This is a genomic window from Denitromonas iodatirespirans, assembly GCF_018524365.1.
Lineage (GTDB): Bacteria > Pseudomonadota > Gammaproteobacteria > Burkholderiales > Rhodocyclaceae > Nitrogeniibacter > Nitrogeniibacter iodatirespirans.
The window spans coordinates 27,786-49,235 of sequence record NZ_JAEKFT010000017.1; the positions used below are offsets into that span (position 1 = coordinate 27,786).

Sequence of the window (21,450 nt, forward strand, 5' to 3'; positions counted from 1 at the left end):
CACCGCCGCCCGTCCCGGTAGAATGTCGCCCCATGTCCCGCGCCACCGAGATTCTCCAGCACGTCTTCGGCTACCCCGAGTTCCGCGGCGAGCAGGCCGCCATCGTCAGCCATGTGGCCGACGGCGGCGACGCCCTGGTGCTGATGCCGACCGGCGGCGGCAAGTCGCTGTGCTACCAGATCCCGGCGCTGATGCGCCGCGGCACCGCGATCGTCATCTCGCCGCTGATCGCGCTGATGCAGGATCAGGTCAGCGCACTGCAGGAAGCCGGCGTGGCCGCCGCCTACCTGAACTCCAGCCTGGCGCCGGACGCGGCCGAAGCGGTCGAACGGCGCTGGATGTCCGGCGCGCTCGATCTGCTCTACGTCGCCCCCGAGCGCCTGCTCAACGCCCGCACCCTGGCGCAGCTCGACCACACGCACGAGAACGGCGGCATTGCCCTGTTCGCCATCGATGAAGCGCACTGCGTGTCGCAATGGGGACATGATTTCCGGCCCGAATACCTGCAGTTGTCGGTGCTCTCCGAGCGTTTCCCGAACGTGCCGCGCATCGCGCTGACCGCCACCGCCGACGCCCAGACGCGCGAGGAGATCGCGCTCCGGCTCAATCTCACTGAGGCACGCCGCTTCGTCGCCAGCTTCGACCGGCCGAACATCCGCTATCGCATGGTCGAGAAGGACGGGCCGCGCAAGCAGCTGTACGACTTCGTGCAGGAGCACGCCGGCGAAGCCGGCATCGTCTATTGCCTGTCGCGGCGCAAGGTCGAGGAGACCGCCGCCTGGCTGGCCGAGCAAGGCGTCAAGGCCCTGCCCTACCACGCCGGCCTGCCGCAGGAGCAACGCGCCGAGCACCAGCGCCGCTTCCTGCGCGAAGACGGCGTGGTGATGGTCGCCACCATCGCCTTCGGCATGGGCATCGACAAACCCGACGTGCGCTTCGTCGCCCACCTCGACCTGCCCCGTTCGATCGAAGGCTATTACCAGGAAACCGGCCGCGCCGGCCGCGACGGCCTGCCGGCCGAGGCCTGGATGGCCTGGGGCGCGGCCGACGTGGTGCAGCAGCGGCGCATGATCGACGAGTCCGAGGGCAGCGAGGCCTTCAAGCGCCTGGCCGGCAACCGGCTCGACACCCTGGTCGGCCTGGTCGAGGCCACCGACTGCCGGCGCCAGCATCTGCTCAGCTATTTCGGCGAGGCCGCCCCGCCTTGCGGCAACTGCGACAACTGCATCGACCCGCCCAAGACGCTCGACGTCACCGACGCCGCGCGCAAGGCGCTGTCCTGCGTCTATCGCACCGGCCAGCGCTACGGCGCCGGCTATCTGATCGACGTGCTGCGCGGCGAGACCACCGACAAGGTGCGCGAGCGCGGGCACGAGTCGCTCACCACCTTCGGCATCGGCGCCGACCTCGACGACAAGCTGTGGCGCAGCGTTTTCCGCCAGCTGGTGGCGCGTGCTTATCTCGCGGTCGACCATGACCGCTTCGGCGCCCTGATGCTGACCGAGTCCGCCCGGCCGCTGCTCAAGGGCGAGGCGGTGTTCGAGATCCGCCAGCCGGTCAAGAAAACCAAGCGCCTCAAGGCCGGTCGCGGCCGCATCGTGCCGACCGGCGCCGAGGCCGAACTCTACGACCGGCTGCGCGCTTGGCGCGCCGACACCGCACGCGAGCGCAACGTGCCGGCCTACGTCATTTTCCATGACGCCACCTTGCTCGAGATCGCCAACCGCAAACCCGGCTCACTCGAAGAGCTCGGCGCCGTCTCCGGCATCGGCGACCGCAAGCTCGATGCCTACGGCCCGGCGCTACTGGAGCTGCTCACCGCCTGAGAAGTTGTGAATAAATCTACTGCGCTTGGCATCTCGGGGTTGGGCGGTGCTCGCAATGCTCATGTATATCAATACATTCCGCTTGCTGCGCGCCGGCCGCCCCCGACCTGCCTGCGCTCGCTACGATTTCTTCACAACTTCTGAATCGCCAATGAAAAACGGCTGCCTCGGGCAGCCGTTTTTTGTGTCGTGACAGACCGGCCTCAGGCCACGTCCAGCAGCTCCACCTCGAACACCAGCGTGGCATTCGGCGGGATCACGCCGCCGGCGCCGCGGGCACCGTAGCCCAGCGCGGGCGGGATCGTCAGCTTGCGCGTGCCGCCCACCTTCATGCCCTGCACGCCTTCGTCCCCGCCGGAAATCACATGGCGCTGGCCGAGCGGGAAGACGAAGGGGTCGTTGCGATCCTTGCTCGAATCGAACTTGCGCCCGTCGGTCAGCCAGCCGGTGTAATGCACTTTCACATGCTGACCGGCCTCGGCGGTGGCGCCGTCGCCAACGACCAGGTCCTCGATGATCAGGCCGCTGGCCGTGGTGGTTTGCTCAGTCATGATGCCTCCTTGGAAATTGAAGGGCGATTGTACCGCTCACTGCGCCCGCAGCGCCGCGAAGCGGGAGCGGAACTTGGCCAGCTTGGGCGACACCACCAGCTGGCAATAGGGTTGATGCGTGTTGCGGGCGAGGTAGTCCTGGTGATAGTCCTCGGCCGGCCAGAAGCGCTCGGCGCCGGCCAGCTCGGTGACGATGGGGTCGGCAAACGCACCGGCGGCGCGCAGCTCGCCGATCAGCGCGGCCGCCTCGGCATGCTGCGCCGGGCTCTGGGCGAAGATCACCGAGCGGTACTGGGTGCCCACATCGTTGCCCTGCCGGTTGGGCGTGGTCGGGTCGTGGATGACGAAGAACACCTCGAGCAACTGGCGAAAACTCACTACCGCCGGGTCGAATTCGATCTGCACCACTTCGGCGTGGCCGGTATGCCCTTCGCACACCGCATGGTAGTCCGGCGCCTCGACCGCCCCGCCGCAATAGCCCGAGACCACCCGGCGCACCCCGCGGATCTCGCGGAACACCGCCTCCAGACACCAGAAGCAGCCACCGCCGAGCACCGCCGTTTCGCTTGTCGCCATGTTCATCTCCCGCCTGTGTCGTGACTGCGGTTCGACCGCGGCTAGCGCGTCCCGTTCTCCGCGTCGGGAAATACCGCCTCGTTCCAGTAGATACTGGCATAGGCCACCACCGGCAACACCACCAATAGCGCCGGCAGCAGGAAGATGCTGGCCATCACGGTCAGCGCCAGCGTCACCGCCCACCCCAGATGGACGAAAAACGAGCGTCCGACAGCGCGCACGCTGGCGGTGACGGCCGTCACCAGCGTGCCCTGGCCGCGGATCAAGAGCGGTACCGAATGCACCGTCACGGTATACACGATCAGCGCCAGGCCGCCGCCCATGATCGCCGCGCCGGCATGGAAACGCAGCAGCTGCGAGGTATGCGGCAGCACCGACAGCCAGTCATGGCGCCACTGGCCGACCATGAAGCTGTACAGCGTGCCGGCGTCGGTCAGCCAGATCAGCACGATGAAGCTGCAGAACACGCCCATCACCCACACCGGCCGGCCGGCATGGCGCATGGCGCCGTAGGCTAGGCGCAGGCGCACCGGGTGCCCGGCGCGGCGGGCGGACAGCAGCGCGTGGTAGCCGGCCATCGACACCGGGCCGAAGAGCATGAAACCGCCGATCAGCGCCGGCACCATCGGCCCCATGCCGACCGTCACCGTGCCCACCATCAGCCCCAAGCCGATCACCACGAAGCCGGCCGCAAAGCCCATGCTGACCGCGGCCATGCCGAGAAAGTCGCGCCAGCCACGATGCAGCGACCGGCCGATCAGGGCCAGCGAAATCTTCTCGGGAATACCGTGCACCGACATCCGAACCTCGTCGCAGAAGGAGACAGTCGATCATTCTGCCGCGCCGGCGGCGTTGCCAGACACGACAAAAATCAAGTCGCCGGCACGCGGTCGCCACCGCGACGAACGGCAACACTCAGCGGAAGCTCATGCTCCACTGCAGATCGACCGCGTTGTCGGTGCCGGCACGGCCGACGATGGACAGGCTGCGGGTGAGCTGGTGGGTGAGCTTGACGATCTGCGCCACCCCCGACAGGCTCTGCTCGAAAGACAAAGTGGTGGTGGCCGACAGACGCTTGCCGAGGGTCAGCACCCGCCCGCCGGTGGTGGCGCCGCTTTCGATACGGCTGCCGCCGCCGACCACCGAACTGGTAGCGCCGCGGCTGACACTGTTCAGGTCACCCTGGCCGAGCGAGATCTCGTCCAGCCCGAGGCCGCTGGCCAGCTCCTGGGTGATGCCGCCGCCCGGCCCGCCGAGCAGGGCCTGAGCCGCCGGCAGCAGCAGGGCCAGATCGGTGCCGCCGGAGTCGTCCGGCCTGCGGCCGAGGACGATCCAGCTGAGCTTTTCTGCATCCGGCACCTCCGGCGTGGATACCAGGCGGATGCGCGGCCGACGCACGGTGCCGGTGATCGACATGCCGGCCTCCACCTCCAGACCGGTGCGCAGCGCCAGCACGTCGATGCCCGGGTTGTCCAGCGGCCCCTGGAAATTGACACGCCCGCGGGTGATCGTCAGCTTCTGGCCATAGCCCTCGAAACTGCCGCCGACGGTCGTCACCGTGCCGGTGGCGCGCAGCGGGCGCTCGGCGCTGGCCTGCAGCAGAAGGGTGCCGGCCAGCCGGGTATCCAGGCCGAGCGCCGACAGATACAGCTGGTCGCCGAGGTCGATCGCCACCCGCGCGCTCAGGGTCCGCGACGTGCTCGACGGCTCGTCGCCGACGATCACCACATCGTCCGACAGGCTCGGCGCCGGCGAGTCGGCAAACTCCAGATAGCCGCCGTCGGCGCGAAAATCGGCGTTCAGCGACGGCGCCGCCCAGCGGGTGTCGATCGTGCCCTTGCCGCTGACCGCCAACCAGCGGTCGGCACGCTGGAAGATCGGCAGGCGCTCGGCCTCGAAGCGGATCTGGCCGCTGCCGTCGGCCAAGCCCATCGCACCGCTGGCCTCCAGCCGGCCCGGCGTGCGGGTCAGCGCCGCATAGTTCACCCGCCGGTCGCGCGGGGCGACCCGGCTCGGCGAGCGGAAGCTGAGGGTGTCGATGCGCAACTGGTCGGCATCGAAGTCGGCGATCAAGCGGCCGCCGTCGAGGCGCAGGCCTTCGTCGGCAATGCCTACCGACAGCCTCTCGCCAGTGATGCGCCCGACACCGACCGGCGCATCGGGCGTGCCGCTCAAGGAGAACTCGGTGCGCAGCTGCCCGTCGGTACGCACGGAGGGGCCCACCAGCGCGCCGAACCAGCCGATCGAGGGCACGTCGAGCACGGCCGAGCCGAGCAGCGGACCGTCGCCGTCGAGCTGCCAACCGGCCGGGCCGCGTTCGAGTCGGGCGGTTGCCGAGCCGGCCAGGGTGCCCAGCGTCTCGCCGCGGGCGTCCACACTCACCGCCAGCCGGTTGTCGTCGATGGTGGCGCGCAGCGCCAATGCGCTCAGCCCGAAGCGCAGCACGGTATCGCCGGTCAGCACCAGATCGCCGGCCTCGCGATACACATGGACGTCGCCGCTCGCCGTCTCGCCCAGGCGCACATCCCACTCGCCGCCCAGCTGCAGCTCGCCCTGGCCGCGCTTGGGCCGCTTGTCGGGGCGGGTTTCCAGCCCCAGCAGCAGGCCGGTCATGCGCCCGCGTGCCGTCAGCGCCCCCGGCGCCCAGTCGGTCTGTTCGAGGATCAGCGCACCGCCGTCGGCGGTCGCCAGTTCGGCGCGCGACAGCTGCACCCGCTCGGCGCTGGCCGTCAGCATGGCCGGCGCGGTCAGCCTGAGCGGCAGACGCCCGGTCAGGGCGAGCGTCTCGATCTGCCCGCGCCAGGCCAGCGCGTCGCTCAGCGCGCCGCTCAGCCGGGCATCGATCGCCTCGCCGCTGCCGGCGGCGACCGACAATTCGATCACATGCTGCTGACGACGCCCCTCGGCGCTGAGCGCAAAGCGCGTCAAGAGCGGCGGCCCCTTGGCCTGGGTGCGCAGATCCTGCCCGCCCACGGCGATAGACACCGGCCCGTCCAGCCCCTCGCCCAGGCTGACATCCGCCGTCAGGCTGTTCAGCCGCAGGGCGCCGGGCAGGCGCAGCTTCTCGGCCGAGGCGGTGAAACGCCCGGTGGGCGCTGCGAGGCCGCCGCTGAGCTGACCGTCGAGGCGTGCCGCGCCCGAGACCTCGAGGCCGAGCGCGTCCAGCGCCGGCGCGTCGACACGCACCGCCAACCGGTCGGCCACGGCCCCCCAGGCGCCCTCGACATCCACCCGGTTGCCGGCCAGGCGCAGCCAGGCGGCCACTTCGGGCAGGCGCTCGCCCTGCCAGCGCAGCCGCCCTTCGCCCGCCAGCGGCTTGCCGTCGAGCGTGCTGTCGCGCAGGCGGTAGTTCACCCGGCCCTGCAAATCCTCCAATTGCCCAGCCACCGTGAGATCGCCATTGATCCGCGCCGTCGGGGCGCTGGCCCACAAGGGTTTTGGATCGAGGCGGCGCAGCTTGAGCTCGGCCTCGAAGGCCTGCACGCCGCCGGTGTCGAGGTGGCCGGTGACATCCACCCGGCTGTCGCCGCGCTTGAGCGCCAGGGTGTCGACCGTGAGGCGCGCATCGGCATGACGCAGCGCCAGCGTGGCCTGCAGGCGCGGATCGCTGAGCGTGCCGGAGACGGTTTGCTGTGCGGCGCTGGCGACGGCGTCGAGTTTCCCCTTGAGGCGCGACGCCGGCAGGCGGCCGTCGAGGCGGCGCAGGTCGATGTCGGCGAGCGTGAGTTGGGCGTTGAGCTGCCCGGCCGGGGCGTCGGAGGGCGCCCAGTCGAGTCCGCCGCCGATGCGCCCCTGCCCGGCCAGCTGCAGGTCGAGCGCCGTCACCGTCACTTGGCCGGCGCTCAGTTGCAGCCGCGCGGCGAGGGACTGCACGGGCAGCTTGCCGGCATCCCAGGCGCCGCTGTCGGCATTGCGCAGGCTCAGCGGCCCGGCCAGCTGCGGATCGTCCAGCGTGCCGGAGACGTCCAGCGCGGCCTCGGCACCGAGCTGGGCGGCCGGCGCCTCGGGCAGCCAGTCGGCCGGGTTGATGCCCTCGGCGCTCAGCGCGAGATGCTCGGCCGGCATGGCGTCGAAAGGTTTGAGTTGGGTGCTCAGCACGGCCCGGCTCGCGCCACGGGTCGCGGTGAGCGTGGTATCCAGCGCGGCCAGCGGCCCCTGGGCCGTGAGCGCGATGTCGACCCGGTGCTCGCCGAGCAGCGCATCGAGCGAGGCGGCCAGCCGGGTGTCGTGCGGCGCCGCCACCGCCACCGACAGCTCGGCGCTGGCCGGGCCGACCGGCGTGCCGACGGCATCGACCACCAGCCGATGCCGCTCCCCGTCCGTGCTCAGCGAGGCCGAGAGCGCCTCGATCAGCGGTGTGGCGGCCGGTGCGTCCGGCGCAAAGGGAAACGCCTCCTGGGCCAGCCGGCCCAAGTTCAGCCGGTCGACCTGCACGGCGAGGGGCAGCGCCAGGCTGTCGGGCAGGGTCGGCGGTGTGCTGTCGGCGGTCGACGGGGCGCTGGCGAAGCGCAGGCTGTCGAGCGACAGCGACCGGATGTGCACGCGGCGTTCGAGCAGGGCCGCCGGCGACCAGTCGAGCGCCAGCGCGTCGAGTTGCAGCTGGAGCGTGGGCGTGTTGAGCGACAGGCGGCGGATCTGCAGCGGGCCGGCAAGCCGCCCCTCGACGCCGTCGATCTGCAGCTGGCCGTCGCTGAACTCGACCGCCGTGCGCGTCAGGCGCTCGAGCCCGGCGGCGGAGCTCAGCAGCCAGGCAGCCGCGGCCAGCAGCGTGCCGAGCAGCAGCACGAGGCTGCCGAGCAGCACCCAGGGCCAGCGTCGGCGCTTCGGTGGCTGCGGCGGCGCCCCGGACATGCTCAGCCCTTAGCCAAACAAGCCCCGCAGTGCCGCGCCCGGATCATCGGCGCGCATGAAGGCTTCGCCGACGAGGAAGGCGTGGACCGCGTGCGCGCGCATGCGCTGCACGTCGGCCGGCGCGAGGATGCCGGATTCGGTGATCACCAGCCGGTCGGCGGGGATGCGCTCGAGCTGGTCGAGCGTGGTGTCGAGGCTCACCTCGAAGGTGCGCAGGTTGCGGTTGTTGATGCCGATCAGCGGCGTGCGCAGCTGCAGCGCGAGGTCGAGCTCGCCGGCGTTGTGGCTCTCGACCAGCACCGCCAGGCCGAGCGATTCGGCCACCGCTTCCATCTCCTGCATCTGGCTCAGCGACAGCGCGGCGACGATCAGCAAGATGGCATCGGCGCCCATGGCGCGCGCCTCGAACACCTGCCACGGGTCGACCATGAAGTCCTTGCGCAGCACCGGCAGCTTGCACGCGGCGCGGGCGGCGCGCAGGTAGTCGGCATGGCCCAGGAAGAAATCCTCGTCGGTGAGCACCGACAGGCAGGCCGCCCCGCCCGCCTCGTAGGCGCGGGCGATTTCGTCCGGGCGGAAGTCGGCGCGGATCACGCCCTTGGAGGGGCTGGCCTTCTTGATCTCGGCGATCACGGCCGACTGGCCGGCGGCGATACGGGCGCGCAGCGCGCCGGTGAAATCGCGCACCGGTGCGGCCTCGCGCGCCGCCTGTTCGATCTGGGCCTGAGACTGATGGCGTTTGCCGGCGACCACTTCGTCGCGTTTGACGGCGAGGATCTTGTCGAGGATGTCGCTCATGGCCGCCTCAGGAAAAACGCTGGGTGAAGCGCGCGAATTCATCCACCTTGGCGCGCGCCGCGCCGCTGGCGATCGCCTCGCGCGCCTGGCCGATGCCATCGGCGACGCTCTCGGCCCGCTTGGCGGTGTACAGCGCCACGCCGGCGTTGAGCACCACGATGTCGCGCGCCGCGCCGGGCACGTTGTCGAGCGCGCCGAGCAACATGCCTTTGGATTCGGCCGCATCGCGCACCCGCAGCTGGCGGGCCGACTGCATGGCCAGGTTGAAGTCCTCGGGGTGGATCTCGTATTCGCGCACCACGCCGTCCTTGAGCTCGGCGACCATCGTCGCTGCGCCCAGCGACACTTCGTCCATACCGTCGCGGCCGTGCACCACCAGCACATGATCGGCGCCGAGGCGCTGCATGACACGCACCTGGATGCCGACCAGATCGGGGTGGAACACGCCCATCAGGGTGTGCGGCGCATTGGCCGGATTGGTGAGCGGACCGAGGATGTTGAAGATGGTGCGCACGCCCATTTCACGGCGCACCGGCGCCACGTTCTTCATCGCGCTGTGGTGGTTGGGCGCGAACATGAAGCCGATACCCACCGCCGAAATGCACTCCGCCACCTGCTCGGCGTTGAGCGCGATGTTCACGCCCAGCGCTTCGAGCACGTCGGCACTGCCCGAGGCGCTCGACACGCTGCGCCCGCCATGCTTGGCCACGCGCGCGCCGGCCGCGGCGGCCACGAAGATGGTGGCGGTCGAGATGTTGAAGGTGTGAGTGCCGTCGCCGCCGGTGCCGACCACGTCGAGGAAGTTGTCATTGGGCGGCGGCACCACCACCTTGGTGGACAGCTCGCGCATCACCGTGGCGGCAGCGGCGATCTCGCCGATGGTTTCCTTCTTGGTGCGCAGGCCGGCGAGGATGGCCGACAGCATCACCGGCGAGACCTCGCCGGCCATGATCTGGCGCATCAGCGCAACCATTTCGTCGAAGAAGATCTCGCGGTGTTCGATGGTGCGCTGGAGCGCTTCCTGGGGGGTGATGCTCATGACGCCTCCTGGGATCGACCGGCGATCATCCGGGACGCGCCCGGATGATCGCCAACAGGCATTTAAGCCGTGCGTTGCAGAAAGTTGCGCAGCAGGTCGTGGCCGTGCTGCGTGAGGATGGATTCGGGGTGGAACTGCACGCCCTCGACATCCAGCGTCTTGTGGCGCAGACCCATGATCTCGCCGTCTTCGGTCCAGGCCGTCACTTCCAGACACTCGGGCAGGCTCTCGCGTTCCACGGCCAGCGAATGATAGCGGGTGCACACCAGCGGGTTGGGCAGGCCCTTGAACACGCCCTGGTCGAGATGCTGCACCGGCGAGGTCTTGCCGTGCATCAGGCGCTTGGCGTGTACCACCTTGCCGCCGAAGGCCGCGCCGATGCTCTGGTGGCCCAGGCACACGCCAAGGATCGGCAGCTTGCCCGCGTAGCGCTGGATGGCGGCCACCGAAATGCCGGCCTCGTTGGGGGTGCACGGCCCGGGCGAAATGACCAGGTGGGACGGCGCCATGTGGGCGATCTGCTCGACGGTGATCTCGTCGTTGCGCACGGTGGTCACCTTGGCGCCCAGTTCGCCGAAGTACTGCACCAGGTTGTAGGTAAAACTATCGTAGTTGTCGATCATCAGCAGCATGCTGTGGTGCTCCTGCAAGGCGCGCACGACGGCGCGCCGAACTATCCGGGGGGTGTGCCGCGCGGCGCTCGGGCCGGCGCTCGGCACACGCTCGAGGCCAGGCCTCAGCTCAGGTCGGAGTCGAGTCCGCGCTCGGCCATCTCGGCCGCCCGCAACATGGCCCGCGCCTTGTTGCGCGTCTCCACCCATTCCGCGTCGGGATTGGAATCGGCGACGATGCCGGCGCCGGCCTGCACATGCAGTTGCCCGTCCTTGAGCACCGCGGTGCGGATGTTGATGCACAGGTCCATGTCGCCATGGAAGCCGATGTAACCCGAGGCGCCGGCATACATGCCGCGCTTGACCGGTTCGAGCTCGTCGATGATCTCCATCGCCCGCACCTTGGGCGCGCCCGACACCGTGCCCGCCGGGAAGGAAGCGCGCAGCACGGCCAGCGCGTTGAGCTCCTCGCGCAGGCGGCCTTCGACGTTGGAGACGATGTGCATCACATGCGAGTAGCGCTCGATGGCGAACTGGTCGGTAACCCGCACCGAGCCGACGGCGGCGACGCGGCCGACATCGTTGCGGCCCAGGTCGAGCAGCTGCACATGCTCGGCGCGCTCTTTCTCGTCGCCGAGCAGGTCCTTCTCCAGCGCCAGATCCTCTTCCTCGTTGGCGCCGCGCGGCCGGGTGCCGGCGATGGGGCGCAGGGTGACCTTGTCGTCTTCGAGGCGCACCAAAATCTCGGGCGAGGCGCCGACCACATGGAAGTCTTCGAAGTTGAAGAAGAACATGTAGGGCGAGGGGTTGAGCGTGCGAATCGCGCGGTACAGCGCCAGCGGCGAGGCGGCGAAGGGCTTGCTCATGCGCTGCGACAGCACCACCTGCATGATGTCGCCTTCGACGATGTAGTCCTTGGCGCGCTGCACGGCGGCCTTGAAGGCCTCCTCGCCGAAGCTGGACACCTCCGGCTGCGGCTCGACGCTCACGTCGGGCGGCATCTGCACCGGTGCGCGCAGCTTGTCGACCAGCTCGCGCAGGCGGCGCTTGGCGCGGCGGTAGGCGCCAGGCACTTCGGGCTCGGCATACACGACGAGGGTGAGCTTGCCGGAGAGGTTGTCGACGATCGCGATCTCTTCGGAGAGCAGTAGCAGGATGTCCGGCGTGCCGAGCGGATCGTCTTTCTTTTTGCCGGCCAGGCGCGGCTCGATGTAGCGCACCGTGTCGTAGCCGAAGCAGCCGACCAGGCCGCCGGCAAAACGCGGCAGGCCGTCGCGCGGCGGCACCTTGATGCGCTCCATGAACTCGGCCACGTAGTTGAGCGGATCGCCGTAGTCGCGCCGCTCGACCAGGCGGTTGCCGGTCAGCAGCAAGGCACTGCGCTCATACACTTCGATACGGGTGTTGGCCGCCAGGCCGATCATCGAGTAGCGGCCGAAGCGCTCGCCGCCCTGCACCGATTCGAGCAGATAGGTGTAGGGCTCGTTGGCCAGTTTGAGGTAGATGGACAGCGGGGTGTCGAGATCGGCAAAGGTCTCGAGGGTGACCGGGATACGGTTATAGCCTTGCGCAGCAAGCGCGTTGAATTCGGCTTCTAGCATGTGAACTCCACAAAAAGCGGGGGGTCGTCAGGAGGGCGCGGGGCGGGCCCGCGGGGCATCAGGGGCGCAGGCGCCAGGGCCACGACCGCCAGCCACGCGGGACGGCGTTGAAGCCGGCGCAGGCCGATGCGATCTCCTTCGGAAATGACGGGCTTTCGTGAGTCACGGGTGAGGTCTTCGTCGAGTCGGAAAATTGCTGCATTTTCAAGGCGCTCGCGGCGCAATGCGCTGCAGCAGTGCGTTTGCGCTCGATAGTAGCCCATCGCATTCGATAGTGTCCACCGGCACCCCCTCGGTGTAACCCCAGGTCATCAACAGCACCGGACAGCCCGCTGCGCGGGCGCTTTCGGCGTCGTTGGCCGAGTCGCCGACCATCAGCGTCCGCGTGATGTCGACACCAAGCCGCTGGCAGGCATGCAGCAGCATGCCGGGGTGCGGTTTCTTGACCTCGAGCGTGTCGCCGCTCACCACCACATCGAAATACGGCGCCAGCCCGGTCATCTGCAGCAGCGGCTCGGTGAAGGCGGTGGCCTTGTTGGTCACGCAGGCCATCGGCAGGCCTTGCGCGCGAAGCGCCGCGAGGGTCTCGGGCACGCCCGGATAGGCCTTCGACACCCGGCCGTTGGTGTCGGCGTAATGCCGCTTGAACACCGCGACGGCCGCCGCGAAATCCGCATCGGACAGCGTCGCGTCGGCCAGGCAGCGCTCGACCAGCTTGGGAATGCCCTTGCCGACGAAGCGGCGGATCTGGTCCAGCGAGCGCGCCGGGCGGCCCAGCTCGTCGAGCATGGCATTGGCCGCCAGGGCCAGATCGCCGATGCTGTCGACCAGCGTGCCGTCCAGATCGAACAGCAGCGCGTCGACCTCGAAGCGCTGACTCATACGCCGGCCAGCGCGCGACGCAGATCGCCGATCACGGTGTCGTAGCGGTGCGGGTCGGATTCGCGGCCGGCGCCGAACACCGCCGAGCCGGCCACGAAAGTATCCGCCCCGGCACGCGCGATCTCGGCGATGTTGTCAGCTTTCACCCCGCCGTCGATCTCCAGCAGCACCTTGCGCCCGCTCTTCGCCTCATACGCATCGAGCCGCTCACGCGCGGCACGCAGCTTGTCGAGCGTGCCGGGGATGAACTTCTGCCCGCCGAAACCGGGATTCACGCTCATCAGCAAGACCACGTCGATCTTGTCCATCACATGATCCAGGTAGTGCAGCGATGTGCTCGGGTTGAACACCAGCCCGGCCTGACAGCCCGAATCGCGGATCAGCCCGAGCGTGCGATCGATGTGCTCGGAGGCCTCGGGGTGAAAGGTGATGATGTTGGCCCCGGCCTTGGCGAAGTCGGGGATGATGCGATCGACCGGCTTGACCATCAGATGCACATCGATCGGCGCCGCGGTATGCGGCCGGATCGCCTCGCACACCAGCGGGCCGATGGTCAGATTGGGCACGTAATGGTTGTCCATCACGTCGAAGTGGATCCAGTCGGCGCCGGCGGCGACCACATGGCGCACCTCCTCGCCCAGTCGGGCGAAATCGGCGGACAGCAGGCTGGGGGCGATTCGGTACATGCAGACTCCGGCGAGGTTGGCTAGACAGGCGGACATTCTAGCGCCGCGCACCGCCCTGCGCTTGCGGGCACCGGGAGATTCCGCTTCAATGGTTCGTCGGCATGCCGCTTGCGCTGCCCAGGAAGGGACCCCATGACGGAATACGAACACCCCTACCACATCGAAGTGAGCGCGGAATCCTTCTATCTGGCCGAGCAGTCGGACCCGGAAGAAGCACACTACGTGTTCGCCTACCGCATCACGCTGCGCAACACCGGCTCGGTCGCCGCCCAGCTCGTCAGCCGCCACTGGATCATCACCGACGGCAACGGCGACGTGCAGGAAGTGCGCGGCCTCGGCGTGGTCGGCGAGCACCCCGAACTGGCCCCGGGCGAGAGTTTCGAATACACCAGCGGCTGCGCCCTGCCCACTCCCGTGGGCTCCATGCGCGGCACCTACCAGATGGTCGCCGCCGACGGCGAGCGCTTCGAGGCCGAGATCCCCGAGTTCGCACTGCTTGTGCCCAACGTACTGCACTGAGCGTTGGTGAACGGGCAAGCGCATGAGCGCACCGTGTGGCAGACCCCATCGACAGGCAAGGCATGAACGAGTGAGCACCCCAGCCAGCGGCCCGCCCAAGCGCCCTCTCCACACACGCTGAGCGCCGCCATGTCGCTACGCCACAGCTACACCCTGATCGCCCCCTTCTACGACGCGGTACTCACCGCCGCCACCCGCCAGGCCCGCATCCGCAGCCTCACCCACCTCGCCATGCAAACCCCCGGCACCGTGCTGGTCGCCGGCGTCGGCACCGGCCTCGATCTGCCGCATCTGCCGCCCCAGCACCGCTACATCGGCATCGACCTCACCGCCGCCATGCTCCGCCGCAGCCTGCCGCGCGCCGAGCGGCACAACTACCACGCCGTGCAAGGCAGCGTGCTCGCCCTGCCCTTTGCCGACGCGCACTTCGATCACACCGTGCTGCACCTGATTCTCGCCGTCGTGCCCGATCCGCTGCGCGCCTTGCAGGAAGCGATCCGGGTCACGCGGCCGGGCGGCAGTTTGCTGGTCTTCGACAAGTTTTTGCGCCCGGGGCAGCGGGCGCGGCTGCGACGCTGGCTCACGCCGATCTCGGGGCGGATTGCGACGCGGATGGATGTGGAGTTCGAGGCGCTGCTCGCCAGGGCGCCGGGCGCGCGGGTGGAGAGCGATGAGGCGGCGCTGGCTGGGGGGTGGTTTCGGCGGCTTCGGCTGACGCGGGAATGAGCGGGCACCGCACGCTCAATCGCGCGTTGAATCAGGGCGTTGCCCGGTCGAGGGCCGAAGGCCCGACACCGGGAACGGCGCCTGAGCCACCAACGGCCACGGATTTCGCCGCGCTCGATCCGAGCCCTTGGAACGACCACGGCTCCGACCGGCTTGGATTGGCTGTACGAGTCGCCTTCGGCGATGCCCGCCCTGCGGCAGCGTCGGGCGTGCCTGCTTCACTTGTTGAGCGCACTGCGTAGAGTGGGCAGCTCGCTGCCCACCATCATGGCTCGCAATATACGTCGCTTAGGAAGTTTGGAATCACAATACAACCATCGGCGGCAGATCCCCCTTCCTACACTCGCTTTGGAAGAAAGCCGTCGATGTATTGGGCGTAAACAAAGACCTCGTCATGCTCTTCAGCCCACTTGAGGAGTCTGAGATGCGCTGCGATGAATGCCAGCGCATGTTCGAGCCCCTCTCCATCCTCGTAGACCGACAGATCTGAGCAAGCCGTTGCCCGCGACAACAGCGCCGTGACGTCTTGCTCGTCGTACCAATATAACCAGCCACCCACTTTACGTTTGTAGCCATCTTGCACTAGTTCCATCCGAACAGGCGTATCTAGTCCGTTACAGAAAACATCAATCTCGGGTTCGTAGCGGGATTTCGTTGCCTCAAACACAATAGACGGATCATCTGCGAGCTCACGCAAGAACCCCTCGATCTCGCTAATCGCCTGCGATCTCTCATCGCCACGGATCTCGCGAAAGTGGTCGAGCAAAAAGATCTCTTTTTTGCCCGGTCTGCATTCACAAAGCATTTGGAGATAGCCGATATTGTTTCCTCGGCGACTCATTGCAAAGAGAAAGCGTGACTTGTCCTTGCAAATGGCGTTGAGAAGCTCGAGAAATTCAGCCTCGCTCGACAAGGGCTGTTTCAGGAGCCTTTGCGGGACCGAAAGGGCTACGGTTACGTGGTCGGTCGCCATATTTCCTCATCTATCCACAAGGCGCTACTCTCGCAGCCCGGATGCAGCGCAGCAGAATCCGGGATCCATCGACCGATCGGCCACCGCTCCCGGATTCCGGCCTTCGGCCTGCATCCGGGCTACGCACTTGGCATCAACTCCGATAATCGGCGTTGATCTTCACGTAGTCATACGAGAAGTCGCAGGTCCACACGGTGGCCTCGGACTGGCCGCGGGCGAGGTCGACGATGACGTCGATTTCGGCTTCGGCCATGACACGCGCGCCGTCTTCTTCACGGTAGGTGGCGGCGCGGCCGCCGTGTTCGGCGACGAGGACATCGCCGAGCCAGACGCGCAGTTGGCTCACATCCAGATCGTCGATGCCGGCGTAGCCGATGGCGGCGAGGATGCGGCCGAGGTTGGGGTCGGAAGCGAAGAAGGCGGTCTTGACCAGCGGGGACTGGCCGATGGCGTAGCCGACCTTGCGGCATTCGGCGCGGTCGCGGCCGCCTTTGACGGCGATGGTCATGAACTTGGTGGCGCCTTCGCCGTCGCGCACGATGGCCTGCGCCAGTTCGATGGAGACGGCAATCACCGCTTCGCGCAGCGCGGCCCAGGCGGGCGAGGCGTCGTCGGTGATTTCGCTGTGGCCGGCCTGGCCGGTGGCCATCAGGATGAAGGAGTCGTTGGTGGAGGTGTCGCCGTCGATGGTGATGCTGTTGAAGGACAGGTCGGCCGCTTCGCGCACCAGGCGCTGGAGCAGCGGCTGCGACACGGCGGCATCGGTGGCGACGAAGCCGAGCATGGTGGCCATGTTGGGCTTGATCATGCCGGCGCCCTTGCTGACGCCGGTGATGGTGACGTCGTGGCCCTCGATCTGGATGCGGCGCGACACGCCCTTGGGCGCGGTGTCGGTGGTCATGATGGCATGGGCGGCGTCGAACCAGCCGTCGGCCCGCAGGTCGGCAACGGCCTTGGGCACGGCGGCGCCGAGGCGGTCCATGGGCAGGTGTTCGAGGATCACGCCGGTCGAGAACGGCAGCACTTGCGCGGGGGCGATCGACAAGGCCTGGGCCACGGCGGCGCAGGTGGCGTTGGCATCGGCCAGGCCGCGCTCGCCGGTGCCGGCGTTGGCCACGCCGGTGTTGATGACCAGCGCGCGGATGTCGCCCGTGCTCAGGTGCTGCTTGCACACTTGCACCGGGGCAGCGCAGAAGCGGTTTTCGGTGAATACGCCGGCCACGCGGGTGCCGGCATCGAGCGCGATCACGGTCACGTCGCGGCGGTTGAGCTTGCGGATACCGCCTTCGGTCACACCGAGGCGCAGGCCGGCGATGTCATGCAGGTGGTCGGGCTTGAGGGGCGGCAGATTGACAGGCATCGGGCGTCTCCGGACGAAATCAGCAGAAAGAGGTTGTGTGCGTGGCGTGGCCACGGCATCCGCTGAAATGATACCGGAGTTGCCCCTCAGGGCGCGGCGGCGCCCCCTGCCCGGTTGGCGGTGACCAGCGCCATCGACATCTGCTGCACGAAATGGACGAAGGCGAAGAAGGCCTCGTCATCGATGGCGGCCGCGCCCGGATCGCGCTCGGCATAGACCACGCCAATCACCCGGCCATTGCCCATGATCGGGGCGATGGCGGCCGGGCCTTGCCCGACCACGCCGGCAAGCCGGCCGCGCATGTGGGTCAGGCGCACCGGCTGGGCGGTGCTCAGCAGGGTGTCGACCGGGTCGTTCGTTCCGTGCCCGAGGGTCAGCACGAAGGCCTTGCGCAGCGCTTCGCCGCCGGCGCCCAAGCCGTATTTGCCAACCAGTTGCAGGCGGTTCGGGGTCAGCAGTGCCACCACGACACGAGAGAAGCCGACGCCCTGGAGGATGCCTTCGGCAGCCAGATACACCGCATCGGAGAATCGCCCGCCCGACATGATCAGGGCCGTCAGCTCGCGCAGGATGGCCAGTTGGCGCTCGGCCGGCGAGGGCATCGGCAGCGGGGTCTCGACCGTCGGCGCCACCTCCGACGAAGCCGGAATGCTGCGGGCGGCGGACGCCGCGCCGTATTCGGTGGCCAGCCGGGCCGCTTCGTGGGCGAGGGTCGCCACCGTCTCGCGCACTTCTTTTTCGGGCCGGTCGACATAGCGCGCCAGCGCGGTCAATGCCGACTTGGCGGCCGGAGAGTCCCAGCCGGCGGCCACGGCGCGCGCCACCTGGTGGCCCTGCAGGATCGAGGCCTCGAGCGTGCTCGGTCGAGCCGAGGGTTCGAGCACCGCATGCAGCAGGCTGCCCAGCCGCCATTCGCGGGCCAGTTGCACCGACAACTGGCGCAGCCGGAAGCCGAGCACTACCATCTGGGTCGACGACTCCTGCTCCGGCGTGCTGTCCTCAGGCAGTTGGTCGGCGAGCAGCTCCGCCTTGGTGCCGCCGAAACACCAGAAGGCCATCTCGCCCACGCGGGTGAGCAAGGCGGCGATGAAGACTTCCTCGGCCCGGCCCTCGCCCCGCAGCTTGGCGATGCCGCGCGCCAGGGCGGCGGCGAAGAAACAATGAGCCAGTTCGGCCTCGACACGCTTGCGCACGCCGCCCTTGAGCAGCCCGTCGACCAGCGCCACGCCGATGGCCAGATCGGCCACCAGATCGAAGCCGAGCACGACGATGGCGCGGCTGATGGTGCCCACGCCCTGCCGCGCGCTGTTGAAATAGGCGCTGTTGGCCAGGCGCAAGACCTTGGTGGTCATGGCCGGGTCCTTGAGGATCACGGCGGCCAAGCGGCCGGCCGAGGCGCTGTCGTCGCCCATGATCTCGCGGATGCCGTCGACCGTGGAGCCGAACACCGGCATCTCCTGGTCGCGGATGTGCGCCACCCAGCCGCTCAGGCCCTCGGGCAGGGTGCCGGGCAGCGGGGGGATTTCGTCGAAGGAAAGCTCTGGAAACATGCCGGTATTAACGGCCCGATACCGCCCGGGCTTGAGCCCGGCGCCACCTACGACAACGGCGCCCGCAGGCGCCGTTGTCGTCTTGCCGGCCGGCGATCAGGCCAGCTTGCCGTGGCAGTGCTTGTACTTCTTGCCCGAGCCGCAGGGGCAGGCTTCGTTGCGGCCGACCTTGGGGGCGGCGGCCGTGACGGTATCGCCGTCCTGCGCGGCCTTGGTGCCCAGCGCTTCGTCGTAGTCGGCATGGTGGTATTGCACGTTTTCCACGCCGGCGGCCTCGACCTCTTCGAGCGGCGCTTCGGTGCGAATCTGCACCGTCATCAGCAGACGCGTCACGTCGGTGCGCACGGCTTGCAGCAGGGCTTCGAACAGTTCGAAGGCTTCGCGCTTGTATTCCTGCTTGGGGTTCTTCTGCGCATAGCCGCGCAAGTGGATGCCCTGGCGCAGGTGGTCGAGCGCGGCGAGGTGCTCGCGCCAGTGGTTGTCGAGGCTCTGCAGCATCACGCTGCGTTCGAACTGGTGCCAGGCGGCGGCATCGACCATGGCCACCTTGGCGGCGAACTGGGCATCGGCCGCTTCGACAACGCGCTGGGCAATCGCGTCGTCGTCCAGGCCCGGCTCGGCGGTGAGCCACTCGCCGACCGGCAATTTGAGCTGGAACTCGCCGTCGAGCGCCTGCTCGAGGGCGGGGATGTCCCATTGCTCCTCGACGCTGTCGACCGGCACATGCAGGCGGAAGGTGTCATGGATGACGCCCTGGCGCATGGCGGTGATGGTCTCGGAGATGTCGGTGCTCTCGAGCAGCTCGTTGCGCTGCTGGTAGATGACCTTGCGCTGGTCGTTGGAGACGTCGTCGAACTCCAGCAATTGCTTGCGGATGTCGAAGTTGCGTTGCTCGACCTTGCGCTGCGCGGACTCGAGCGAGCGCGTCACCATGCCATGCTCGATGGCTTCGCCCTCGGGCATCTTCAGGCGCACCATGATGGCATTGAGGCGGTCGCCGGCGAAGATGCGCATCAGCGGGTCTTCGAGCGACAGGTAGAAGCGGCTTTCGCCCGGATCGCCCTGGCGGCCAGCACGGCCGCGCAGCTGGTTGTCGATACGCCGCGATTCATGCCGCTCGGTGCCGATGATCTTCAGGCCGCCGGCCGCAATCACCTGGGCGTGCAAGGCATCCCACTCGGAATGCAAGGCCTCGGCGGCAGCCGCCTTTTGCGCATCGTCGAGCGACTCGTCGGCCATCACCGCTTCGGTCTGCTTCTGCACATTGCCGCCGAGCACGATATCGGTACCGCGGCCAGCCATGTTGGTGGCGATGGTGATCACCCCGGGGCGACCGGCCTGGGCCACGATCTGCGCTTCCTTCTCGTGCTGCTTGGCGTTGAGCACCTGGTGCGGCAGCTTGGCCTTGGTCAGCAAGCCGGCCAGATACTCGGAGCTTTCGATCGAGGTGGTGCCCACCAGCACCGGCTGGCCGCGTTCGTGGCAATCGGTGATGTCGGCGATGACGGCGTCGAACTTCTCCTTCATGGTCCGGTAGACCTTGTCGTTCTGGTCCTTGCGCTGCATCGGACGGTTGGTCGGGATGACCACTGTCTCGAGGCCGTAGATGGACTGGAATTCGAAGGCTTCGGTGTCGGCCGTGCCGGTCATGCCGGCCAGTTTGCCGTACATGCGGAAGTAGTTCTGGAAGGTGATCGAGGCCAGGGTCTGGTTCTCGGCCTGGATCTTCACGCCCTCCTTGGCCTCGACGGCCTGGTGCAGGCCTTCGGACCAGCGGCGCCCCGGCATCAGGCGGCCGGTGAATTCGTCGACGATGATGATCTCGCCGTTCTGCACCACGTACTGCTGATCCTTGTGGAACAGCGAGTGCGCCCGCAGTGCGGCATACAGGTGGTGCATCAGCAGGATGTTGGCCGGATCGTAGAGCGAGGTGCCTTCGGCGAGCAGGCCCTGTTCAGTGAGGATGTCCTCGGCGCGCTCGTGGCCGGCTTCGGTCAGGAGCACCTGGTGCGCCTTGAGATCGACGGTGTAGTCGCCCGGCTCGGTGACATCGTCGCCGTCGCCGATCTGCTTCTTGAGCAGCGGCGCGACCTTGTTCATCTTGAGGTAGAGATCGGTGTGGTCTTCGGCCTGACCGGAGATGATCAGCGGCGTGCGCGCCTCGTCGATGAGGATCGAGTCCACCTCGTCGACCACCGCGAAGCTCAGCGAACGCTGCACGCGCTCGGCCGCCTCGTACTTCATGTTGTCGCGCAGGTAGTCGAAACCGAATTCGTTGTTGGTGCCGTAGGTGATGTCGGCGGCGTAGGCGGCGAGCTTTTCGGCCTCGCCCATCTGCGACACGTTCACCCCGACAGACAAGCCCAGGAAGCCGTACAGATGCCCCATCCACTCGGCATCGCGGCGGGCCAGGTAGTCGTTCACCGTGATGACGTGAACCCCTTTGCCGGCCAGCGCATTCAGGTACACCGGCAGGGTCGCCACCAGGGTCTTGCCCTCGCCGGTGCGCATCTCGGCGATCTTGCCGTCATGCAGCACCATGCCGCCGACCAGCTGCACGTCGAAGTGGCGCATGCCGTGCACCCGCTTGCCGGCTTCGCGCACCACGGCGAACGCTTCGGGCAGGAGACTGTCAAGACTCTCACCATCGGCGATCCGGGCCTTGAAGGCGTCGGTCTTGGCCCGCAGGGCCTCGTCCGACAGCGCAGCCATCTCGGGTTCGAGCGCATTGATCGCCCGTACCGTCTTCGAATATTGACGAATGAGCCGATCGTTGCGGCTACCGAATACTTTCTTTAGAAGGCCGGAAATCATGTCTGGAAGGCGGCAGATGGGGCAAAATGCGAATACTAGCACGGTCGGATGAACAGGCTCCGTCCCGTGCACCGCGCCTTTCCTATC

At 68.0% G+C, this 21,450-nt stretch carries 17 protein-coding genes; 3 read left to right on the top strand and 14 right to left on the bottom strand.

Annotation, left to right across the window (positions count from 1 at the left end; all coding sequences use genetic code 11):
* Window positions 1-32: 32 nt before the first annotated feature.
* Entirely contained in the window at window positions 33-1,826 is a 1,794-nt protein-coding gene (gene recQ, locus I8J34_RS14910) for a DNA helicase RecQ (RefSeq protein WP_214362420.1), read from the top strand.
* A 203-nt stretch (window positions 1,827-2,029) separates the two neighbouring features.
* Here recQ and I8J34_RS14915 read toward each other — a convergent pair whose 3' ends face one another.
* From I8J34_RS14915 to rpe, 10 genes are all read right to left on the bottom strand, one after another.
* Window positions 2,030-2,377, bottom strand: a complete 348-nt coding sequence (locus I8J34_RS14915) for an FKBP-type peptidyl-prolyl cis-trans isomerase (protein WP_214362421.1) — start codon at window positions 2,375-2,377, stop codon at window positions 2,030-2,032.
* 36 nt (window positions 2,378-2,413) lie between these two features.
* Window positions 2,414-2,959, bottom strand: coding sequence for a peptide-methionine (S)-S-oxide reductase MsrA (msrA, locus tag I8J34_RS14920; RefSeq protein ID WP_214362422.1), 546 nt, complete (start codon window positions 2,957-2,959; stop codon window positions 2,414-2,416).
* Between the two features lie 35 nt (window positions 2,960-2,994).
* Entirely contained in the window at window positions 2,995-3,753 is a 759-nt protein-coding gene (locus I8J34_RS14925; protein WP_214362423.1) for a DUF2189 domain-containing protein, read from the bottom strand.
* Between the two features lie 115 nt (window positions 3,754-3,868).
* Window positions 3,869-7,804: a translocation/assembly module TamB domain-containing protein gene (locus I8J34_RS14930; RefSeq protein ID WP_214362424.1), complete on the bottom strand. Its 3,936-nt coding sequence runs from the start codon at window positions 7,802-7,804 to the stop codon at window positions 3,869-3,871.
* 9 nt (window positions 7,805-7,813) lie between these two features.
* Entirely contained in the window at window positions 7,814-8,602 is a 789-nt protein-coding gene (gene trpC, locus I8J34_RS14935; protein WP_214362425.1) for an indole-3-glycerol phosphate synthase TrpC, read from the bottom strand.
* A gap of 7 nt (window positions 8,603-8,609) precedes the next feature.
* Entirely contained in the window at window positions 8,610-9,641 is a 1,032-nt protein-coding gene (gene trpD / locus I8J34_RS14940) for an anthranilate phosphoribosyltransferase (protein WP_214362426.1), read from the bottom strand.
* Window positions 9,642-9,703: 62 nt separating this feature from the next.
* Window positions 9,704-10,273: an anthranilate synthase component II gene (locus tag I8J34_RS14945; RefSeq protein ID WP_214362427.1), complete on the bottom strand. Its 570-nt coding sequence runs from the start codon at window positions 10,271-10,273 to the stop codon at window positions 9,704-9,706.
* A 104-nt stretch (window positions 10,274-10,377) separates the two neighbouring features.
* Window positions 10,378-11,853 (bottom strand): anthranilate synthase component I, encoded by a 1,476-nt coding sequence (trpE, locus tag I8J34_RS14950; RefSeq protein WP_214362428.1) that lies wholly within the window; start codon window positions 11,851-11,853, stop codon window positions 10,378-10,380.
* Window positions 11,854-12,057: 204 nt separating this feature from the next.
* Window positions 12,058-12,735, bottom strand: coding sequence for a phosphoglycolate phosphatase (locus I8J34_RS14955; RefSeq protein WP_214362429.1), 678 nt, complete (start codon window positions 12,733-12,735; stop codon window positions 12,058-12,060).
* Window positions 12,732-13,421, bottom strand: coding sequence for a ribulose-phosphate 3-epimerase (rpe, locus tag I8J34_RS14960; protein WP_214362430.1), 690 nt, complete (start codon window positions 13,419-13,421; stop codon window positions 12,732-12,734). Before rpe ends, I8J34_RS14955 begins: the two co-directional genes overlap by 4 nt.
* A 132-nt stretch (window positions 13,422-13,553) precedes the next feature.
* Between rpe and apaG the strand changes: the two genes are divergently transcribed.
* Together apaG and I8J34_RS14970 are read left to right on the top strand one after the other, a co-directional pair.
* Window positions 13,554-13,940, top strand: a complete 387-nt coding sequence (gene apaG, locus I8J34_RS14965) for a Co2+/Mg2+ efflux facilitator ApaG/CorD (RefSeq protein WP_214362431.1) — start codon at window positions 13,554-13,556, stop codon at window positions 13,938-13,940.
* Window positions 13,941-14,069: 129 nt separating this feature from the next.
* A complete protein-coding gene (locus tag I8J34_RS14970) occupies window positions 14,070-14,666 on the top strand; it encodes a class I SAM-dependent methyltransferase (RefSeq protein ID WP_214362432.1) in 597 nt (198 codons plus the stop codon).
* A 337-nt stretch (window positions 14,667-15,003) separates the two neighbouring features.
* Here I8J34_RS14970 and I8J34_RS14975 read toward each other — a convergent pair whose 3' ends face one another.
* The 4 genes from I8J34_RS14975 to secA all read right to left on the bottom strand — a co-directional run bounded on the left by I8J34_RS14975 (window position 15,004) and on the right by secA (window position 21,363).
* Window positions 15,004-15,639: a hypothetical protein gene (locus I8J34_RS14975; protein ID WP_214362433.1), complete on the bottom strand. Its 636-nt coding sequence runs from the start codon at window positions 15,637-15,639 to the stop codon at window positions 15,004-15,006.
* A 133-nt stretch (window positions 15,640-15,772) separates the two neighbouring features.
* Window positions 15,773-16,999, bottom strand: a complete 1,227-nt coding sequence (argJ, locus tag I8J34_RS14980; RefSeq protein WP_214362434.1) for a bifunctional glutamate N-acetyltransferase/amino-acid acetyltransferase ArgJ — start codon at window positions 16,997-16,999, stop codon at window positions 15,773-15,775.
* Between the two features lie 86 nt (window positions 17,000-17,085).
* Window positions 17,086-18,549 (bottom strand): HDOD domain-containing protein, encoded by a 1,464-nt coding sequence (locus I8J34_RS14985; protein ID WP_214362435.1) that lies wholly within the window; start codon window positions 18,547-18,549, stop codon window positions 17,086-17,088.
* 96 nt (window positions 18,550-18,645) lie between these two features.
* On the bottom strand, window positions 18,646-21,363 hold the full coding sequence (secA, locus tag I8J34_RS14990; RefSeq protein ID WP_214362436.1) for a preprotein translocase subunit SecA: 2,718 nt from the start codon (window positions 21,361-21,363) through the stop codon (window positions 18,646-18,648).
* Window positions 21,364-21,450 lie beyond the last annotated feature (87 nt).